Consider the following 16,832-nt stretch of genomic DNA (forward strand, 5'->3'; position numbering starts at 1 on the left):
TGAACGTGTTCAAGAAGAGCCCGCACATGGCTTCGGGGAACGGGGAGGGGGCCCATTTCATGGGCAGGGGAGTCAAGACCGCCGTCATCGGCGGCGTGTTCGCGGTGATGGTGGGTGGTGCCGGGTACGGCGCCTTCAACATCATTTCCGCGATGAACGACGACGGCGGATCGGGCTCCGGCTCCGGCGGGACCACGGTGAAGACCGGGCCCCCCGACCGCGAGGAGATCAAGGAGGCCTCGGGGAAGTTCTTCGCGGCCTGGGAGAAGGGGCAGGCGGCCGAGGCGGCCACGTACACGAACAACGACGCTGCCGCCGAGCCCCTGCTGACCTCCTTCGGCGAGAGCGCTCACATCACCGGCGTGAAGATCACGCCGGGTGCGGCGAACGGCGCGACGATCCCCTTCACGGTCCGGGCGAAGGTGTCGTACGACGGCAAGTCCAAGCCGCTCACGTACAAGAGCGAGCTGACGGTGGTGCGCGGGAAGACCACCGGGCGGGCGCTGGTCGACTGGCAGCCGTCCGTCGTCCATCCGCAGCTGCAGAAGGGCGACACCCTCGTCACCGGCGAGTCCGCGAGCCCCGAGATCGAGGCCGTGGACCGGGGCGGCGCCGTCCTGACCAAGGAGAAGTACCCCTCGCTCGGCCCGATCCTGGACGAGCTGCGCGCCAAGTACGGCGACTCGGCCGGCGGCACGCCCGGCATCGAGCTGTCGATCCATCACGAGGCCGAGGACTCCGCCGACACCACGCTGCTCACCCTGGCCAAGGGCCGGCCGGGCAAGCTGCGGACCACGCTCAGCGCGAGCGCGCAGGCGGCGGCCGAGCAGGCGGTGAAGAAGTACGCCGAGTCGTCGGTGGTGGCCGTCAAGCCGTCCACGGGTGAGGTGCTGGCGGTCGCCAACCACCGCGAGGACGCCTTCAACGCGGCGTTCCTGGGCCGGCTGGCCCCCGGCTCCACGATGAAGATCATCAGCGCGGCCACGCTCATCGACAACGGCATCACCAGCATGAACGGCCCGGCCCCCTGCCCGAACGAGGCGGTGTGGCAGAGCCAGACCTTCCACAACATCAAGAACATGCCCCCGAACGAGAAGGCCACGCTCTCCGAGAGCTTCGCCCGCTCCTGCAACACGGCCTTCGTGAAGTACGCGGACGAGGTCAAGGTCGACTCCCTCACCAACGAGGCCGAGAACCGCTTCGGCCTCGGCCGGGACAACTGGAAGACCGGCATCCCGTCCTTCGACGGCTCGGTCCCGGCCTCCGGCGGCCCGGACACGGCAGCCAACATGATCGGCCAGGGCCAGGTGCAGATGAGCCCGCTCGACATGGCGTCGGTCACCGCGACCGCGATGACGGGCCGCTTCCGGCAGCCGGTCATCGTCTCCCCGAAGCTCGACGACCGCGAGATCGCCACCGCCCAGGGCCTGTCCGCGAGTACGGTCGCCCAGCTGCGCGCGATGATGAACCGCACCGCCACCAGCGGCACCGCGTCCGGCATCATGGCCGGCCTGAGCGGCAGCATCGGCGCGAAGACCGGTTCGGCCGAGGTCGACGGGCAGTCGAAGTCCAACAGCTGGTTCACCGGCTACCGCGACGACATCGCGGCCGCGGCCATGACCCAGGACGGCGGCCACGGCATCGACGCGGCGGGCCCGATTGTCGCAGCTGTGCTACGGAGTGGCGGCTGAGGTCACCCGCCCGGGACGGGACTCTAGGGTGGTGGGCGTCGTTGTGTTGGACGGGGACGAGAAGGACACCTGGGGCAGCACGGGCTGACGGGGGCACCGGGGACTGGCGGAGGATCTGAGGCAGTGGGCAACAGAAGGCGCGTCGCCGAGCGACGGAGAACCAAACCCGCCGTGGTCGGCGGGACGATCGCCGTGGTCGTGGTCGGCGCGGGCTTCGGCGCCTATGCGCTGTTCGGTGGCGGCGCGTCGGCCGACGACCGGACGGCGACGACGTCGGCGGCGGCCGAGAAGCACATCAAGACCGGCCCGCTGTCCGCGACGGAGGTCAGGACGGCCGCCCAGGGCTTCCTCACGTCCTGGCAGCACGGCGAGGTGACGAAGGCCGCCGCCACCACCAACGACGCGACGGCCGCCACCACCCTGCTGACCGGCTACACCAAGGACGCCCACATCACGGGCGTCACCCTCACCGAGGGCACCCGCACCGGCGACACGGTCCCCTTCTCCGTCAAGGGCACGGTGTCGTACAAGGGCACCAGCAAGCCGGTGGCGTACGACAGTTCACTCACCGTCGTGCGCAACAAGGCGGACGGCAAGCCGCTGGTCGACTGGCGGCCCTCGATCGTCCACCCCGACCTCAAGGACGGGGACACCCTGGTCACCGGTGAGTCGGGGACGCCCCCGGTCAAGGCGTACGACCGTGACGGCGGCGAGCTGACGACGGCCAAGTACCCGTCGCTGGGGCCGGTCCTGGACGGACTGCGCGAGAAGTACGGCAAGATCGCCGGCGGCAAGGCGGGCGTCGAGCTGCGCGTGGTGCGCGGCAAGGAGTCCAAGAAGGCGAAGCTCTCCGACAAGACGCTGCTGGAGCTGAGCAAGGGCACGCCGGGCAAGGTCACCACGACGCTGAACCCGACCCTCCAGGCGGCGGCCGAGCAGCAGGTCGCCAAGAAGGCGAAGTCGTCGGTCGTCGTCATGCGCCCGTCCACCGGCGAGATCCTGGCCGTGGCGAACAACAGCCACACCTTCAACGTGGCCTTCCAGGGCTCCCTGGCCCCGGGCTCCACGATGAAGGTCGTGACGTCGACGATGCTGTTCGAGAAGGACCTGGTCCACCCGAACGACTCGCACCCCTGCCCCAAGACGTACAAGATGGCGGGCTGGACGTTCCACAACGACGACGACTCGGAGATCAAGAAGGGCACGTTCAAGCTGGCCTTCGGGGCCTCCTGCAACAACGCCTTCATCAACTTCTCGCCGAAGCTCTCCAACGACGACCTGACCAAGGAGGCCCAGCAGGTCTACGGTCTCGGGCTGAACAACTGGGCCATCGGCGTCCCGTCCTTCGACGGCTCCGTCCCGGTGCAGAGCGGCGCGCAGATGGGCGCCTCGCTGATCGGGCAGGGCGGGGTGCGCATGAACCCGCTGAACATGGCCTCGGTGTCGGCCACGGTGGCATCCGGCACCTTCCACCAGCCGTACCTGGTCTCACCGTCGGTGGACCACCGCACGCTGGCGAAGGCCGCGCGCACGATGTCGTCGACGACGCAGGCCGAGCTGAAGGACGTCATGCACTACACGGCGATGTACGGCACCGCGGCCGAGGCGATGGCCGGCATGAGCGGGGAGTACGGCGCCAAGACGGGCTCGGCGGAGGTCGACGGCCAGAAGAAGCCCAACGGATGGTTCACCGCCTACAAGGGTGACCTCGCGGCGGCGGGCGTGGTGCAGGCGGGCGGCCACGGCGGGGACACGGCGGGCCCGATCGTCGCTGCCCTGCTGAAGCTGGGCGGCTGACCGGCCGCTCCCTGGAGCACGGCGAGCGCGGCGCCCGGTCAGTGGCTGACGGGCGCCGTCGCCATGTAGGTGCGGCGCAGGAAGCGCAGCAGCGCCTTGCTCTCGAACTGCACCACCGAGACGCCCTGGGCCGAGTGGAACTCGACCACGGCCTGCACCCGCCCGCACGGCCAGACGCGGACGTCGCCGCCGGCCGTCGGGGCGCGCAGCCCCTGTTCCAGCAGTGACCGCGCGACGGTCCACTCGTGCGGTCCGGGCAGCGCGACCCGTACCGAGCGCGGGTCGGCGTCGGGGTCGTAGCGCAGCATGACGGGGACGGCGGCGTCCTCGGGGATGACCGCGTCGGAGACGATGTGGGCTCGTGCGTACTGTTCGACTACAGACATCGTGACGGCCCTCTCACGCTGCGTGATCTGTGTGGAAGCTGTCCGCCCACCCCTTCCTAATGTCCCATATTTTCCGGATCACGCCCCCTGACGGCGGGACATCTCACCGGAACATGCGCCGGTGCACAATCCACGAGGTCCTCGCTCTTGCAAGGAGTTCGCAACAAGCCTCTATCATCGAACGGTGCATGTGCCTGACGGATTCATCAACGCGCCCATATCCGCCGCGACCGGTGTCGTCGCCGCCGGCGCCGTCGCCGTGAGCCTGCGCGGCGCCCGCCGTGAGCTCGACGAGCGCACGGCGCCGCTGGCCGGACTCGTGGCGGCGTTCATCTTCGCCGTGCAGATGCTGAACTTCCCCGTCGCGGCAGGGACCAGCGGCCATCTGCTCGGAGGCGCACTCGCGGCGATCCTCGTCGGCCCCTTCACCGGGGTGCTGTGCGTCTCCGTGGTCCTGCTGATGCAGGGCATCCTCTTCGCGGACGGCGGCCTGACCGCGCTCGGCGTGAACATCACCGACATGGCGATCGTCACGACCGTCGTCGGATACGCCGTCTTCCGCGGCCTGGTGAAGGTGCTGCCGCGCAGCCGGCGCTCGATCACGGTCGCCTCCTTCGCCGCCGCGCTGCTGTCCGTCCCGGCCGCCGCCGTGGCGTTCACGCTGATCTACGCGATCGGCGGCACCACCGACATCGCCATCGGCAAGGTCGCCACCGCGATGATCGGCGTGCACGTCCTGATCGGCATCGGCGAGGCGGTCATCACGGCCCTCACCGTCGGCGCCGTCGTCGCCGTACGCCCCGACCTGGTGTACGGCGCCCGCGGACTGCAGCAGCGGCTCAAGCTGCGCGTGAACGGCGAACTCGTCGACGCGCCCGACGCCACGCCCGTGCCCGCCGCGGCCCGCACCTCCCGCCGCAAGCTGTGGATCACCGGCCTGGTGACCTCGCTCGTGCTCGCCGGCTTCGTCAGCTTCTACGCCTCCGCCAACCCCGACGGGCTGGAGAAGGTCGCGCACGACAAGGGGATCGACAAGAAGGAGGAGAAGCACGCCTCCTCCGACTCCCCGCTGGCCGACTACGGCGTCAAGGACATCGCGAACGCCCGCCTGTCCGGGGGGCTGGCGGGCGTGATCGGTGTCGGCGTCACCGTCGTCGCGGGCAGCGGCGTGTTCTGGGCGGTGCGCAGGCGCCGGAGCACGGACACCTCGCCCACGGCCGTGGAGAACGTCTGAGATGGGCGCGGGCCACGCGCACCGGCTCTACCGGCACGGGCACTCGCCCGTGCACGCCCTGCCGCCGCACACCAAGCTGGCCGCGGCCTTCGCCTTCGTGGTGGTCGTGGTGTCGACCCCGCGCGAGGCGATCTGGGCGTTCGGTCTGTACGCCGTCCTCCTGGGCGTCGTCGCCCACCTCGCGCGCGTGCCCGCCGCCTTCCTGCTCAAGCGGCTGCTGATCGAGGTGCCGTTCGTCGCGTTCGCCGTGCTGATGCCGTTCGTGGCGGAGGGCGAGCAGGTGGACGTCCTCGGCCTGTCCCTGAGCGTGAACGGCCTGTGGGGCGCGTGGAACGTGCTCGCGAAGGGCACGCTCGGCGTCGCCGCGTCGGTGCTGCTCGCCTCCACCACCGAACTGCGCGAACTCCTCCTGGGACTGCAGCGGTTGAAGCTCCCGCCGCTGCTCGTCCAGATCGCGTCCTTCATGATCCGCTACGGCGACGTCATCACCGACGAGATGCGGCGGATGCGCATCGCCCGTGAGTCACGCGGCTTCGAGGCGCGCGGCGTGCGGCACTGGGGCGTGCTGGCGAAGTCGGCCGGTGCCCTGTTCATCCGCTCCTACGAGCGCGGGGAGCGGGTGCACCTCGCCATGGTCAGCCGCGGTTACGCCGGTTCGATGCCGGTGATCGACGAGGTGACCGCGTCCCGGGCGCAGTGGTCGTACGCCCTCGCCCTCCCCGTCGCCGCCCTCGTCGTCTGCCTGCTGGGATGGACCCTGTGAGTACTCCTTCGCTCGAGGTCTCCGGCCTCGCCTTCGCCTACCCCGACGGCCATCAGGCGCTGTTCGGCGTGGACTTCAGCATCGGACGCGGCGAACGGGTCGCGCTGCTCGGCCCGAACGGCGCCGGCAAGACGACCCTCGTGCTGCACCTCAACGGCATCCTGACCGGCGGCGCGGGCACGGTACAGGTGGCCGGACTGCCCGTCGGCAAGCGGCACATGGCGGAGATCCGGCGCCGGGTCGGCATCGTCTTCCAGGACCCGGACGATCAGCTGTTCATGCCGACGGTCCGCGAGGACGTGGCCTTCGGGCCCGCGGCGGCCGGGCTGAAGGGACCCGAGCTGGAGGAGCGGGTCGACCGGGCGCTCGCGCAGGTCGGCATGGGTCAGTTCAAGGACCGGCCCCCGCACCACCTCTCCTTCGGGCAGCGGCGCCGGGTGGCCGTCGCGACCGTCCTCGCGATGGAGCCGGAGATCCTCGTGCTGGACGAGCCCTCCTCCAACCTCGACCCGGCCTCCCGCCGTGAACTGGCCGACATCCTGCGCTCGTTGGACGTCACCGTCCTCATGGTCACGCACGACCTGCCGTACGCCCTCGAACTGTGCCCCCGTGCCCTGATCCTGAGCGAGGGCGTGATCGCGGCGGACGGCAAGACCGGGGAACTGCTCTCGGACCAGGAGCTGATGCGCGCGCACCGCCTGGAGCTGCCGTTCGGCTTCGACCCGCGGTCCGTCACCCCGGACGCGTGACGGACAGCACGCGGTAACGATCCCGTCAGGGTGGCGGCACCGGGGAATCGCAGGCTGTGCGGGGCTGTTTCCCCCACAGTCGCAGGTGAACCGGAAGGAAGTGCGGGCGTGGACGTGAACGGTGCGGTGGCCGAGGGCTTCGAGCCGGTCAGGGAGGCGTTCGCGCGGAACTTCGAGACGCTGGGCGAGCGGGGCGCCGCCGTCGCCGTCTACCGCGACGGGCACAAGGTCGTCGACCTGTGGGGCGGCACCAAGGACGTCGACGGGGACGAGCCCTGGGAGCAGGGCACCGCCCAGGTCGTGCGCTCGGCCACCAAGGGCGTCGCCGCCGCCGTACTCCTGCTGCTGTCCCAGCGCGGGCAGCTGGACCTGGGCGCGCCGGTGGGCGAGTACTGGCCGGAGTTCAAGGCGGCCGGCAAGGAGCGGACCCGGGTGTGGCATCTCCTCGCGCACCGCGCCGGAGTCCCCGTCCTGGACCGTCCGCTGACCCCCGCCCAGGCCGCCGACCCCGACCTCGGCGCCGAGGCGGTCGCCGCGCAGGCACCGGTGTGGGAGCCGGGCACCGATCACGGGTACCACGCGCAGACGTACAGCTGGCTGACGGGCGAGCTGGTGCGCCGGGTCACCGGCCGCGACATGGGCGCGTGGATCGCCGACGAGATCGCCGGGCCGCTCGGCGCCGACCTGTGGCTGGGACTGCCGGCAGCCGAGACGGCACGGGTGGGCCTGACCGGCAGGATCGAAGCCCCCGAGGACCCGCACGGTCTCAGGACGCGCCCCAAGCGCGCGGTCGTCGAGGCCTACGCCGACCCGGACTCCCTCACCTGCCGGGCCTTCGCGGCCATCACCCCGTTCCCCGACGAGAACGACCCCGACTACCGCAAGGCCGTCCTGCCCGCCTCCAACGGCATCGCCACGGCAGAGGCCCTGGCGCGCTTCTACGGCTCCCTGATCGGCGAAGTGGACGGCGGCAGGCGGCTGTTCACGCCGGAGACGGCGGAGCTGGCCCGCGGTGAGCGCAGCGCCGGGCCGGACCGCGTGCTCGTCATCGGCACCCGGTTCGGCCTCGGCTACATGCTGCACGGATCGGCGTCGCCGATGCTCTCCCCCGCCTCCTTCGGCCACCCCGGCCGCGGCGGCTCCCTCGGCTTCGCCGACCCCGTCTCGGGCGTCTCCTTCGGCTATGTGACCAACGGCTTCCGCAAGAGCGTGACGGCGGACCCGCGGGCGCAGGCCCTGCTGCGGGCGCTGCGCGGCGTCCTGCCGACGTGAGTCGAGGGCTCAGATGTTGATGGAGTGCGAGGTGCGCCCCGACGCCGAGTCGATCTCTCCGTGCGCCTTGGCCAGCAGTTGCATGGCGAGTTCGTTGAGCGCCCGCGCGCCCGCGATCTCCTCGCCCACCCGCGGCTGATTGGCGTCGGAGCCGTGCCGGCTCGCGTGACCGTGGGCGCGTAGCTCGCTCCCGTCGGACAGCCGCACCATCGCAGCGGCCCGCGTGTGTGTCTCGTCCTCCTGGAACTCCAGCTCGACATGCCATCCCACTGCGGTGTGCATCATGACGATCACCTCCGGAAGACCTGCTTCCAGAGTGCTCCTCGCCGGGCCGCGACGCCTACCCGGCGTGCAGCATCAGCCCGATGCCGACCACCAGCAGCCCGGCCGCCGCGATCCTGGGCGCCCCGAACCGCTCCTTGAAGAACACAGCACCGATGGCGGCGCCGACGATGATCGAGGACTCGCGCAAAGCTGCGATCGGGGCGAGTTCGGCCCTCGTCTGGGCCCACAGGACCAGGCCGTACGCGAGTACCGACAGGGCGGCGCCCAGCAGACCCCGTCCGGCGAACGGGCGCAGGACAGCGGTGAATTGACCGCGCCACCGGTACAGCGCGTACGCCGGGACCGCGATCCCCTCCACCGCCATCAGCCAGGCGATGTAGCCGAGGGAGGAGCCGGACGCCCGTACGCCCAGACCGTCCACGACCGTGTACGCGGCGATGGTCAGGCCGGTGGCGAGGGCGGCGCCGATCGCCGGCCAGTTCGGGCGGCCGCCGCGCAGCCCCCACAGGGCCACGCCGGTCAGCCCCGCGCAGGACAGGGTGATCCCCGCGGCCGCCCAGCCGTCCGGCACCTCGTGCGCGAAGAGGGCGGCGAGGAGCGTGACGACCAGGGGTGCCGTGCCGCGGGCGATCGGGTACGCCTGGCCGAAGTCGCCGAGCCGGAAGGACCGCATGAGCAAGGCGTAGTAGGCGACGTGGATGACGGCGGAGGCGGCGAGGTAGGGCCATGCGCCGGCCGCCGGGAAGGCCACGAAGGGCGCCATCGCCAGCCCGATGAGCATGCCGCCGCCGGCGATCAGGGTGAAGCCGACCAGCTTGTCCGTGATCTGGTGGGCGATCGCGTTCCACCCGGCGTGCGTGACGGCTGCGCACAGGACCGCGGCGGCGACCAGCGGTGTCACGAGGTGCGCTCACGCACGTCCACGAGGGTGGCACCGGCATGGGCGACCAGGTCCTTGGGCTCCATGGGGAACACGGCGTGCGGGTTGCCGGCCGCGGCCCACACGACGTCGTGCTCCAGCAGCGAGCGGTCGGCCAGCACGCGTGTCTTCGTGCGGTGTCCGAAGGGCGGTACGCCGCCGATGGCGTACCCGGTGCTCTCGCGCACGACGTCCGCCCGGGCCCGGGTCACCTTCTCTGCGCCGAGCTCCTCGCGGACCCGCTCGACGTCGACCCGCGAGGCGCCGTCCATCAGCACCAGCACCGGGATCCCGTCCGCCGCGAAGATCAGCGACTTGCAGATCTGGCTCAGCTCGCAGCCGATCGCTGCGGCCGCCTCGGCGGCGGTGCGGGTCGCGTCCGGGAAGCGGCGGATGCGGTCGTTCACGTCGTCGAGACCCAGCTCACGCAGGGCCTCGGCGAAACGGGGGTGGGCCGGCGAGTCGGAAGGCGTCATGCCCGGCAGGCTAGCTGCCCCGTACAGACATCACGAACGAATTCGGGGCTGCCCGTTCAGGCGGACGTCAGCCGGACGTCAGCGCGACATCAGCCGAACGTCACGTCCGCGGTCGTGGACACCCCCGCCGTGCGCCCCGGTGCCGAGTGGTACTGCCAGTACATGTTGGTGTGGGCGATGACCTGCTCCGGGGGCGGGGCGCCCCACTCGCTGTTGTCGTTCGTGGTGTGGGCGTCGGCGACGAGCGTCACGTCGTATCCGCGCGTGAAGGCGCCGTGGATCGTGGAGCGTATGCAGGCGTCGGTCTCCGCGCCGGCGACGACGAGGTGACCGATCCCGGCCGCGGCGAGGACCTCCTCCAGATCGGTGTCCTCGAACGCGTCGCCGTAGTGCTTGTGCACCACCGGTTCCGATGCGCGGCCCGGCAGTTCACCCACGTACTGCCAGGCCTCGCTGCCCTTCTCCAGGCCCTCGTCGGAGTGCTGGACCCAGACGACCGGGACGTCCTGGGCGCGGGCCCGCTCGACGAGGGAGGCGATGTTGGCGACGACCTCGTCGCGCCGGTACGCGGACACGACGACGCCCTGCTGGACGTCGATCACCAGCAGGGCGGTGCGGGGGCGTTGCTGAAGCGTGGTCATGCGCTCACGCTAGCCCCCGCCACTGACAGTCGCTGTCAGTCGCCGGGGCCGTCAGGCCCGTACCAGCTCCCGGTCCTCGTCGTCGTCCCTCGTGTCGCGGTCGAGGTTCTTCAGCCCCTCGCCCTCCACGTCGACGTTGGGCAGCGCCCGGTCCAGCCACTTCGGCAGCCACCAGGCCCGCTTGCCGAGCAGCGCCAGCACCGCCGGCACGATCGCCATGCGCACGATGAACGCGTCGAAGAAGACCGCGATCGCGAGGCCGAAGCCGATCATCTTGATCATGGACTCGCTGGAGCCGATGAACCCGGAGAAGACCGCCATCATGATCACCGCGGCGGCCGTGACCACCCGCGCCCCGTGCTTGAAGCCGGTGACGACGGCCTGCGCCGGCTTCTCCCCGTGGACGTGGGCCTCCCGCATCCGGGTCACGAGGAACACCTCGTAGTCCATCGCGAGACCGAAGACCACACCGACCATGAAGATCGGCATCATCGACATGACCGGCCCGGTCTCCTCCACGCCCAGCAGACCGGACAGCCAGCCCCACTGGAAGACCGCCACGACCGCGCCGAGGGCCGCCATCACCGACAGCAGGAAGCCGAGGGCCGCCTTCAGCGGGACCAGGATCGAGCGGAAGACGACGATCAGCAGGAGGAACGCGAGACCGACGACCAGCACCAGATACGGGATCAGCGCGTCGTTCAGCTTCTGCGAGACGTCGATGTTCATCGCCGTCGAGCCGGTGACCAGCACCTTCGCGTCCGTGTCGGCCTTGATGTCCGCGCCTGCGTCACGGATGGAGTGGACCAGGTCCTCGGTGGTGACCGACGACGGCTTGGAGTCCGGGATGACCGTGATCGTCGCCGTGTCACCGGCCTTGTTGTACGTCGCCGGCGTGACCGTCACGACGTCCTTGAGGCCCTTGATCTCATGGGTGACCTTGTTGACGGCGGCCTTGGGGCTGTCGCTGTCCTTGGCGTCGACCACGAGCATCAGGGGGCCGTTGAAGCCGGGGCCGAAGCCCTCGGACAGCAGGTCGTAGGCGCGGCGCTGCGTCGTCGACGTCGGCTGCGAGCCGTCGTCGCCCAGGCCCAGCTCCAGGGAGGTGGCCGGTACGGCCGCGGCACCCAGCCCGATCACGCCGAGCAGCAGGACGGCGACGGGACGGCGTACGACGAAGCTCGCCCAGCGCGTGCCCATGTTGGGCCTGCCCGCGGACGCCTTCCTGGCCGCCCGCCGGCCGCCGAGCAGCCTGCTCTTGCGGCCCGCCGGCATCACCTTGCGCCCGGCGTACCCGAGCAGCGCCGGGATCATGGTCAGCGCGATCAGCACCGCGATCGCGACCGTGCCGGCGGCCGCCACGCCCATCTTCGTCAGCATCGGGATGTTGACGACGGACAGGCCGACCAGGGCGATCACGACCGTCAGGCCCGCGAAGACCACCGCGGAGCCCGCCGTGCCGACGGCCCGCCCGGCCGCCTCCTCCCGTTCGCGGCCCTCGGCGAGCTCGGCGCGGTAGCGGGAGACGATGAACAGGGCGTAGTCGATGCCGACCGCGAGGCCGATCATCATGGCCAGGGTGGAGGTGGTCGAGCCGAGGTCCAGCGCCTTCGCCAGCGCCGTGATGGCCGAGACGCCGATGCCCACGCCGATGAGCGCCGTCAGCAGCGGCAGCCCGGCCGCGATCAGCGAGCCGAAGGTGACGACGAGGACGACGGCCGCGACCGCGATGCCGATGACCTCGGTGGCGCCGGTCTCGGGTGTCGTCTGCAGCGCGTCACCGCCGATCTCGACGGTCAGCCCGCCGGCGCGTGCATCCTTCCCGGCGTCCTCCAGGGCGTCGCGGGAGGCGTCCTTCAGCTCCATGCCGGAGACCTTGTACTTCACCGACGTATAGGCGATCGTGCCGTCCTTGCTGACGGCGTTCGCCTTGTAGGGGTCGGATACGGAGACCACCTCGGAGACGTCGGACAGCTCCCTGACCGTCTTCTCGACGGTGGCCTTGTTGCCGGCGTCGGTCATCTTCTCGCCCGCGGGCGCCTTGAAGACGACGCGTCCGGTGGCGCCGTCGGCGCTCATTCCGGGGAAGCGCTGTTCCAGCAGGTCGAAGGCCTTCTGGGCCTCCGTGCCGGGAATGGAGAAGGAGGAGGAGCCCGCGGCGGGGGCGCTGGCCGCGCCGACGCCCGCGAGCGTCAGCAGGGCCACCCACAACAGGGCGACGAAGTGCCGTCGCCTGAAGGCGAACCGGCCGACTTTGTAGAGGAACGTGGCCACGAGGGCGTACTCCCGGTCAGGTCGTGTGGTCGATCAGGGCAGGGGTGATCAGCCCGGCGGGGAGGCAGGGGTGACCGTCCCGACGACGTGAGCGGTGACGTCAGGCTCTCGGGGAGATGCGGGGATCTGTCCGGACGGGATTTATCCGGGGGATCTATCGGGCGACGAGGGCGGGGAGAACCACTGCGTCGATGTACGACAGGAGGAAGGCCTGGGTCGGCGGCTGTTCGTCGATCAGGCTGCGGGCGGCGAACCCGCCGATCATCATGTGCATCACGTAGTCCAGGGCCGGGTTGTCGGCACGGATCTCGCCCCGGTCGATCGCCCGCTGCAGCATGCGGCGGAACTCCGCCAGCTCCGGCTCGATCAGGTGTTCCTTGAACGCCTTCAGCAGATCCGGATTGCCGTGCACCGCCATGGCCAGCCCTCGCATCAGCGCGGAGTTCTGCTCCATCTGGCAGTCGTCCGAGCGCATCGTGAGGGCGTGCAGGTCGCCGCGGAGCGAGCCGGTGTCGATCTCGCCGGCCGAGGAGCCCGGCTTGTCGTGCCGCACCGCCTTCGCGACCAGCTCGGCCTTGCCGCCCCACTGGCGGTAGAGCGTCGCCTTGCTGGAGCGGGTGCGGGCCGCCACGGCGTCCATGGTGAGGGCGTCGTAGCCGACTTCCCTGAGCAGGTCGAGCACGGCCGCGTACAGCTCGGCCTCTCGCTCGGGCGTGATCCGACTGCGACGCGTCGTTGCGGCCTCAGTCATGCCACTCACCTTCCGGCTCGGGGTGCTCCTGTTCGTACACCCATGAAGATACCCTGAAAGCTAGCGAAACGAAACCGTTTCGTACGTGTGGTGGGTCACGTATGTGAAGGAGACGTAAGTCCGGGCGTACGAGTTGCCCGCCCCCATTCGGCGGAAAAGCATGGGGAGGTGAGCTATCTGCGCCTGCCGCATCTGAGCGGTGACCTGTTGTGCTTCGTGGCCGAGGACGATCTCTGGCTGGCTCCCCTCGACGGACCGGGCCGGGCCTGGCGCCTGACCGTCGACCGCACGAAGACCGGCCACCCCCGGTTCTCGCCGGACGGTCGCCACATCGCCTACACGAGCTGGTGGAGCCTGGTACCGGAAATTCACGTCGTGCCCGTGGACGGCGGGCCCGGGCGGCAGCTCACGCACTGGGGGTCGCCGGACACACAGGTGTGCGGATGGACGCCGTACGCGGGAGACGCCGGGGACAAGGGGGGCGGGGAACGTACGGGAGGCGCGGGGGGCACCATTCTTGCCGTCGCCTCGCACGGCGAGCCGTTCTCCTACTTCACCTGGGCCTACAAGGTCTCCCTCGACGGCGACCCCGGCCGCAAGCTGCCCTGGGGCCCGGTCTCCGACATCCAGGTCGCCGACCTCGACGGGGAGCGCAAGACGCTCCTGCTCACCGGCACCCCGCCGCACGAGCCCGCCTCCTGGAAGCGCTACCGCGGCGGCGCCATGGGCCGCCTCTGGTTCCACGGCAAGCGGCTGCTGCCCGATCTGCGGGGGCATCTGCACTCCCCCATGTTCGTCGGCGACCGGATCGCCTTCCTCTCCGACCACGAAGGCATCGGCAACCTCTACTCCTGCGCCCACGACGGCACCGATCTGCGCCGGCACACCGACCACGACGCGTTCTACGCACGGCACGCGGCGAGCGACGGCACGCGCGTGGTGTACCAGTGCGCCGGGGACCTGTGGATCGTCGACGACCTCGCCGCCGACTCCGAACCGCGCCGCCTCGACGTACGGCTGAGCGGTCCGCGCGCGGGCCGGCGCACCTACCAGGTCCCGGCCACCCAGCACGTGGACGGCATCTCGGTGGACGAGACGGGCCGCGCGAGCGCCGTCGTCGTCCGCGGCAGCCTGTACTGGCTCACCCATCGCGACGGCCCAGCCCGCACCATCGCCGACACCCCGGGCGTACGGGTCCGGCTGCCGGAGATGCTCGGCTCGGCCGGCCAGGTCGCGTACGTCACGGACGCGGAGGGTGAGGACGCGATCGAGATCGCCCATCTCCCGCGAGCGTCCGGCCACCGGGCCCCGCGCCGACTCGCCTCGGGCCGGCTGGGCCGCGTCCTCGAACTCGTCTCCGACCCCCAGGGCCAACGCCTCGCCATCGCCTCGCACGACGGCCGACTGCTGCTGATCACGGTGTCCGAGGAGGCAGGTGTCACGGAGGGTGGGGCGGCCGAGGAAGCGGACGGCGCGGCGGCCGCCGTGACCGCCGGCGAACCCGACCGGGACTGTGAGGTGACCGAGCTGATCCGGTCGATCAACGGCCCCGTGCGGGACCTCGCCTTCTCGCCGGACGGGGCCTGGCTGACGTGGTCGCATCCGGGGATCGGCAGGTCGCTGCGGCAGATCAAGATGGCCCGGATCTCCGGGGCCGCGAGCGGCGAGCGGCTGATCGTGGACGTGACCGACGGCCGCTTCGAGGACGAGAACCCGGTGTTCACGCGCGACGGCCGCTATCTGGCGTTCCTGTCCTGGCGCGGCTTCGACCCGGTCTACGACGTCCACACCGGCGACCTCTCCTTCCCGCTCGGCTGCCGCCCCTATCTGGTGCCGCTCAGTTCCGCCACCCCCTCCCCCTTCGCCCTGAGCCCGGAGGGCCGCCCGGCCGCCGGCGGCCTGGACCCACTGGCCGACGAGGAGAGCGGCGACGGCGCGGTGACCGTCGAGGTCGAGGGGCTGGAGAGCCGCGTCACCCCCTTCCCGGTCACCGCCTCCAAGTACTCGGCGCTGTATCCGGTCGCGGGCGGCGGCCTGGTCTGGCTGCGCTGGCCGATCTCGGGCGCGCTCGGCGAGACCTTCGCCAACCCGGACGACACGACCGGCCGCCCCACACTGGAGTACTTCAACATCAGCAAGGCGAAGAAGTCCGAACTCGTCGACCACCTCGACTGGTTCGCCCTCAGCGGTGACGGAAGCCGGCTGGTCGTGGTCGACGACGACGACCTGCGGGCGGTCCCCTCCTCCGAGCCCGGCGACGGCGACACCACGGTCTGGATCGACCTGCGCCGCATCCTGCACCAGGTCGACCCCGCAGCGGAGTGGCGCCAGTCCTACGAGGAGGCCGGCCGCCTCATCCGCGCGTACTTCTGGGAGCCGGGGATGGGCGGCGTCGACTGGGACGCGATCCTCGACCAGTACCGCCCGCTGGTCGAACGGGTCGCATCCCCCGACGACTTCGCCGACCTGCTGCGCGAGGTCCTCGGCGAACTGGGCACCTCCCACGCCTACGTCACCTCCGCCCGCCGCAACGAGGGGCCACCGCACTACCAGCGCAGACAGGGCCTCCTCGGCGCCAACTTCGTGCGCAGACAGGAGGGTTGGATGGTCAAGCGGATCCTGCCCGGCGACTCCTCGGACTCCAAGGCCCGCTCCCCGCTGGCGGGCACCGGCATCAGGGAGGGCGCCGTACTGACCCATGTCGACGGCCGCCCGGTGGACCCGGTGCAGGGCCCGTACCCGCTGCTGGCCGGTTCGGGCGGTACGACCGTGGAGCTGACGTTCCTGCCCGCGAAGGGCGAGCCGGGCCGCGCCCGCCGCGTCGCCGTCGTCCCGCTCATCGACGAACGGCCGCTGCGCTACCAGGACTGGGTGGCCAAACGCCGTGCGGTCGTACGGGAGTTGAGCGGCGGCCGCTGCGGCTATCTGCACATCCCGGACATGGGCGGCTCCGGCTGGGCCCAGTTCAACCGGGATCTGCGGATGGAGATGTCACGGCCCGCGCTCATCGTCGACGTGCGCGGCAACGCGGGCGGCCACATCAGCGAGCTGGTCGTGGAGAAGCTGACCCGCACGATCCTCGGCTGGGACCTGACCCGGAACGCCCAGCCGGTGTCGTACGCCTCCAACGCCCCGCGCGGCCCGGTGGTCGCGCTGGCGGACGAGGCCACGTCCTCCGACGGCGACATGATCACGGCCGCCTTCAAACTCCTCGGCCTCGGCCCGGTCATCGGCCAGCGCACCTGGGGCGGTGTCGTCGGCATGACCGGCCGGCACCGGCTCGGCGACGGCACGGTGATCACGGTGCCGATGAACGCCGCCTGGTTCGACGCGTACGGCTGGGGCATCGAGAACCAGGGCGTCACCCCGGACCTGGAAATCCTGCGCACCCCGCTGGACTGGGCCGAGGGCCGCCACGCCCAGCTCGACGACGCGGTGCAGCTGGCCGTGGAACTGCTGGAGACCAACCCGCCGGCCACCCCGCCGGACTACAGCGACGTCCCCGACCGCTCCCGCCCGAAGCTGCCGCCGCGCAGCACATGAGAGCAGCACACGAGAGACAGCACACGAGAAAGGGTGCCCCGGCGGGGGCAC

Annotated in this window: 14 protein-coding genes; 7 read left to right on the plus strand and 7 right to left on the minus strand. The window is 71.0% G+C overall.

Annotation, left to right across the window (positions count from 1 at the left end; translation table 11 throughout):
* Positions 1-59 precede the first annotated feature (59 nt).
* Together MQN93_RS15320 and MQN93_RS15325 are read left to right on the plus strand one after the other, a co-directional pair.
* Complete coding sequence (locus MQN93_RS15320) at positions 60-1,691, plus strand: penicillin-binding transpeptidase domain-containing protein (RefSeq protein WP_242709898.1); 1,632 nt, start codon at positions 60-62, stop codon at positions 1,689-1,691.
* Positions 1,692-1,814: 123 nt separating this feature from the next.
* Positions 1,815-3,488: a penicillin-binding transpeptidase domain-containing protein gene (locus MQN93_RS15325; protein WP_242709899.1), complete on the plus strand. Its 1,674-nt coding sequence runs from the start codon at positions 1,815-1,817 to the stop codon at positions 3,486-3,488.
* A 38-nt stretch (positions 3,489-3,526) separates the two neighbouring features.
* Here MQN93_RS15325 and MQN93_RS15330 read toward each other — a convergent pair whose 3' ends face one another.
* The gene (locus tag MQN93_RS15330) at positions 3,527-3,874 is read right to left on the minus strand and encodes an SsgA family sporulation/cell division regulator (protein WP_016436451.1); all 348 of its coding nucleotides are present in this window, start codon (positions 3,872-3,874) and stop codon (positions 3,527-3,529) included.
* A 184-nt stretch (positions 3,875-4,058) separates the two neighbouring features.
* Between MQN93_RS15330 and MQN93_RS15335 the strand changes: the two genes are divergently transcribed.
* The 4 genes from MQN93_RS15335 to MQN93_RS15350 all read left to right on the plus strand — a co-directional run bounded on the left by MQN93_RS15335 (position 4,059) and on the right by MQN93_RS15350 (position 7,892).
* The gene (locus MQN93_RS15335; RefSeq protein ID WP_242709900.1) at positions 4,059-5,108 is read left to right on the plus strand and encodes an energy-coupling factor ABC transporter permease; all 1,050 of its coding nucleotides are present in this window, start codon (positions 4,059-4,061) and stop codon (positions 5,106-5,108) included.
* Between the two features lies 1 nt (position 5,109).
* Complete coding sequence (gene cbiQ / locus MQN93_RS15340) at positions 5,110-5,871, plus strand: cobalt ECF transporter T component CbiQ (RefSeq protein ID WP_016436453.1); 762 nt, start codon at positions 5,110-5,112, stop codon at positions 5,869-5,871.
* Positions 5,859-6,620 (plus strand): energy-coupling factor ABC transporter ATP-binding protein, encoded by a 762-nt coding sequence (locus tag MQN93_RS15345; RefSeq protein ID WP_242709901.1) that lies wholly within the window; start codon positions 5,859-5,861, stop codon positions 6,618-6,620. Before cbiQ ends, MQN93_RS15345 begins: the two co-directional genes overlap by 13 nt.
* A 108-nt stretch (positions 6,621-6,728) precedes the next feature.
* Positions 6,729-7,892 carry a serine hydrolase domain-containing protein gene (locus tag MQN93_RS15350; protein ID WP_242709902.1) on the plus strand — a complete coding sequence of 388 codons (1,164 nt, stop codon included), beginning with the start codon at positions 6,729-6,731 and terminating at the stop codon, positions 7,890-7,892.
* A gap of 9 nt (positions 7,893-7,901) precedes the next feature.
* Here the strand turns inward: MQN93_RS15350 and MQN93_RS15355 are convergent, their stop codons facing one another.
* The 6 genes from MQN93_RS15355 to MQN93_RS15380 all read right to left on the minus strand — a co-directional run bounded on the left by MQN93_RS15355 (position 7,902) and on the right by MQN93_RS15380 (position 13,238).
* Positions 7,902-8,177 carry a DUF1876 domain-containing protein gene (locus MQN93_RS15355; protein ID WP_016436456.1) on the minus strand — a complete coding sequence of 92 codons (276 nt, stop codon included), beginning with the start codon at positions 8,175-8,177 and terminating at the stop codon, positions 7,902-7,904.
* A 55-nt stretch (positions 8,178-8,232) separates the two neighbouring features.
* A complete protein-coding gene (locus MQN93_RS15360) occupies positions 8,233-9,078 on the minus strand; it encodes an EamA family transporter (protein WP_242709903.1) in 846 nt (281 codons plus the stop codon).
* The gene (locus tag MQN93_RS15365) at positions 9,075-9,572 is read right to left on the minus strand and encodes a YbaK/EbsC family protein (RefSeq protein ID WP_242709904.1); all 498 of its coding nucleotides are present in this window, start codon (positions 9,570-9,572) and stop codon (positions 9,075-9,077) included. Before MQN93_RS15365 ends, MQN93_RS15360 begins: the two co-directional genes overlap by 4 nt.
* 89 nt (positions 9,573-9,661) lie before the next feature.
* Positions 9,662-10,213 carry a cysteine hydrolase family protein gene (locus MQN93_RS15370; protein ID WP_242709905.1) on the minus strand — a complete coding sequence of 184 codons (552 nt, stop codon included), beginning with the start codon at positions 10,211-10,213 and terminating at the stop codon, positions 9,662-9,664.
* Between the two features lie 51 nt (positions 10,214-10,264).
* Positions 10,265-12,487: an MMPL family transporter gene (locus MQN93_RS15375; RefSeq protein WP_242709906.1), complete on the minus strand. Its 2,223-nt coding sequence runs from the start codon at positions 12,485-12,487 to the stop codon at positions 10,265-10,267.
* Between the two features lie 154 nt (positions 12,488-12,641).
* Positions 12,642-13,238: a TetR/AcrR family transcriptional regulator gene (locus MQN93_RS15380; protein ID WP_242709907.1), complete on the minus strand. Its 597-nt coding sequence runs from the start codon at positions 13,236-13,238 to the stop codon at positions 12,642-12,644.
* Positions 13,239-13,406: 168 nt separating this feature from the next.
* Between MQN93_RS15380 and MQN93_RS15385 the strand changes: the two genes are divergently transcribed.
* Positions 13,407-16,781: a S41 family peptidase gene (locus tag MQN93_RS15385; protein WP_242709908.1), complete on the plus strand. Its 3,375-nt coding sequence runs from the start codon at positions 13,407-13,409 to the stop codon at positions 16,779-16,781.
* Positions 16,782-16,832: the final 51 nt, after the last annotated feature.

Origin of the sequence: Streptomyces spinosisporus, from assembly GCF_022698145.1 — a bacterium.
In the GTDB taxonomy this organism is placed as follows: Bacteria; Actinomycetota; Actinomycetes; order Streptomycetales; family Streptomycetaceae; genus Streptomyces; species Streptomyces spinosisporus.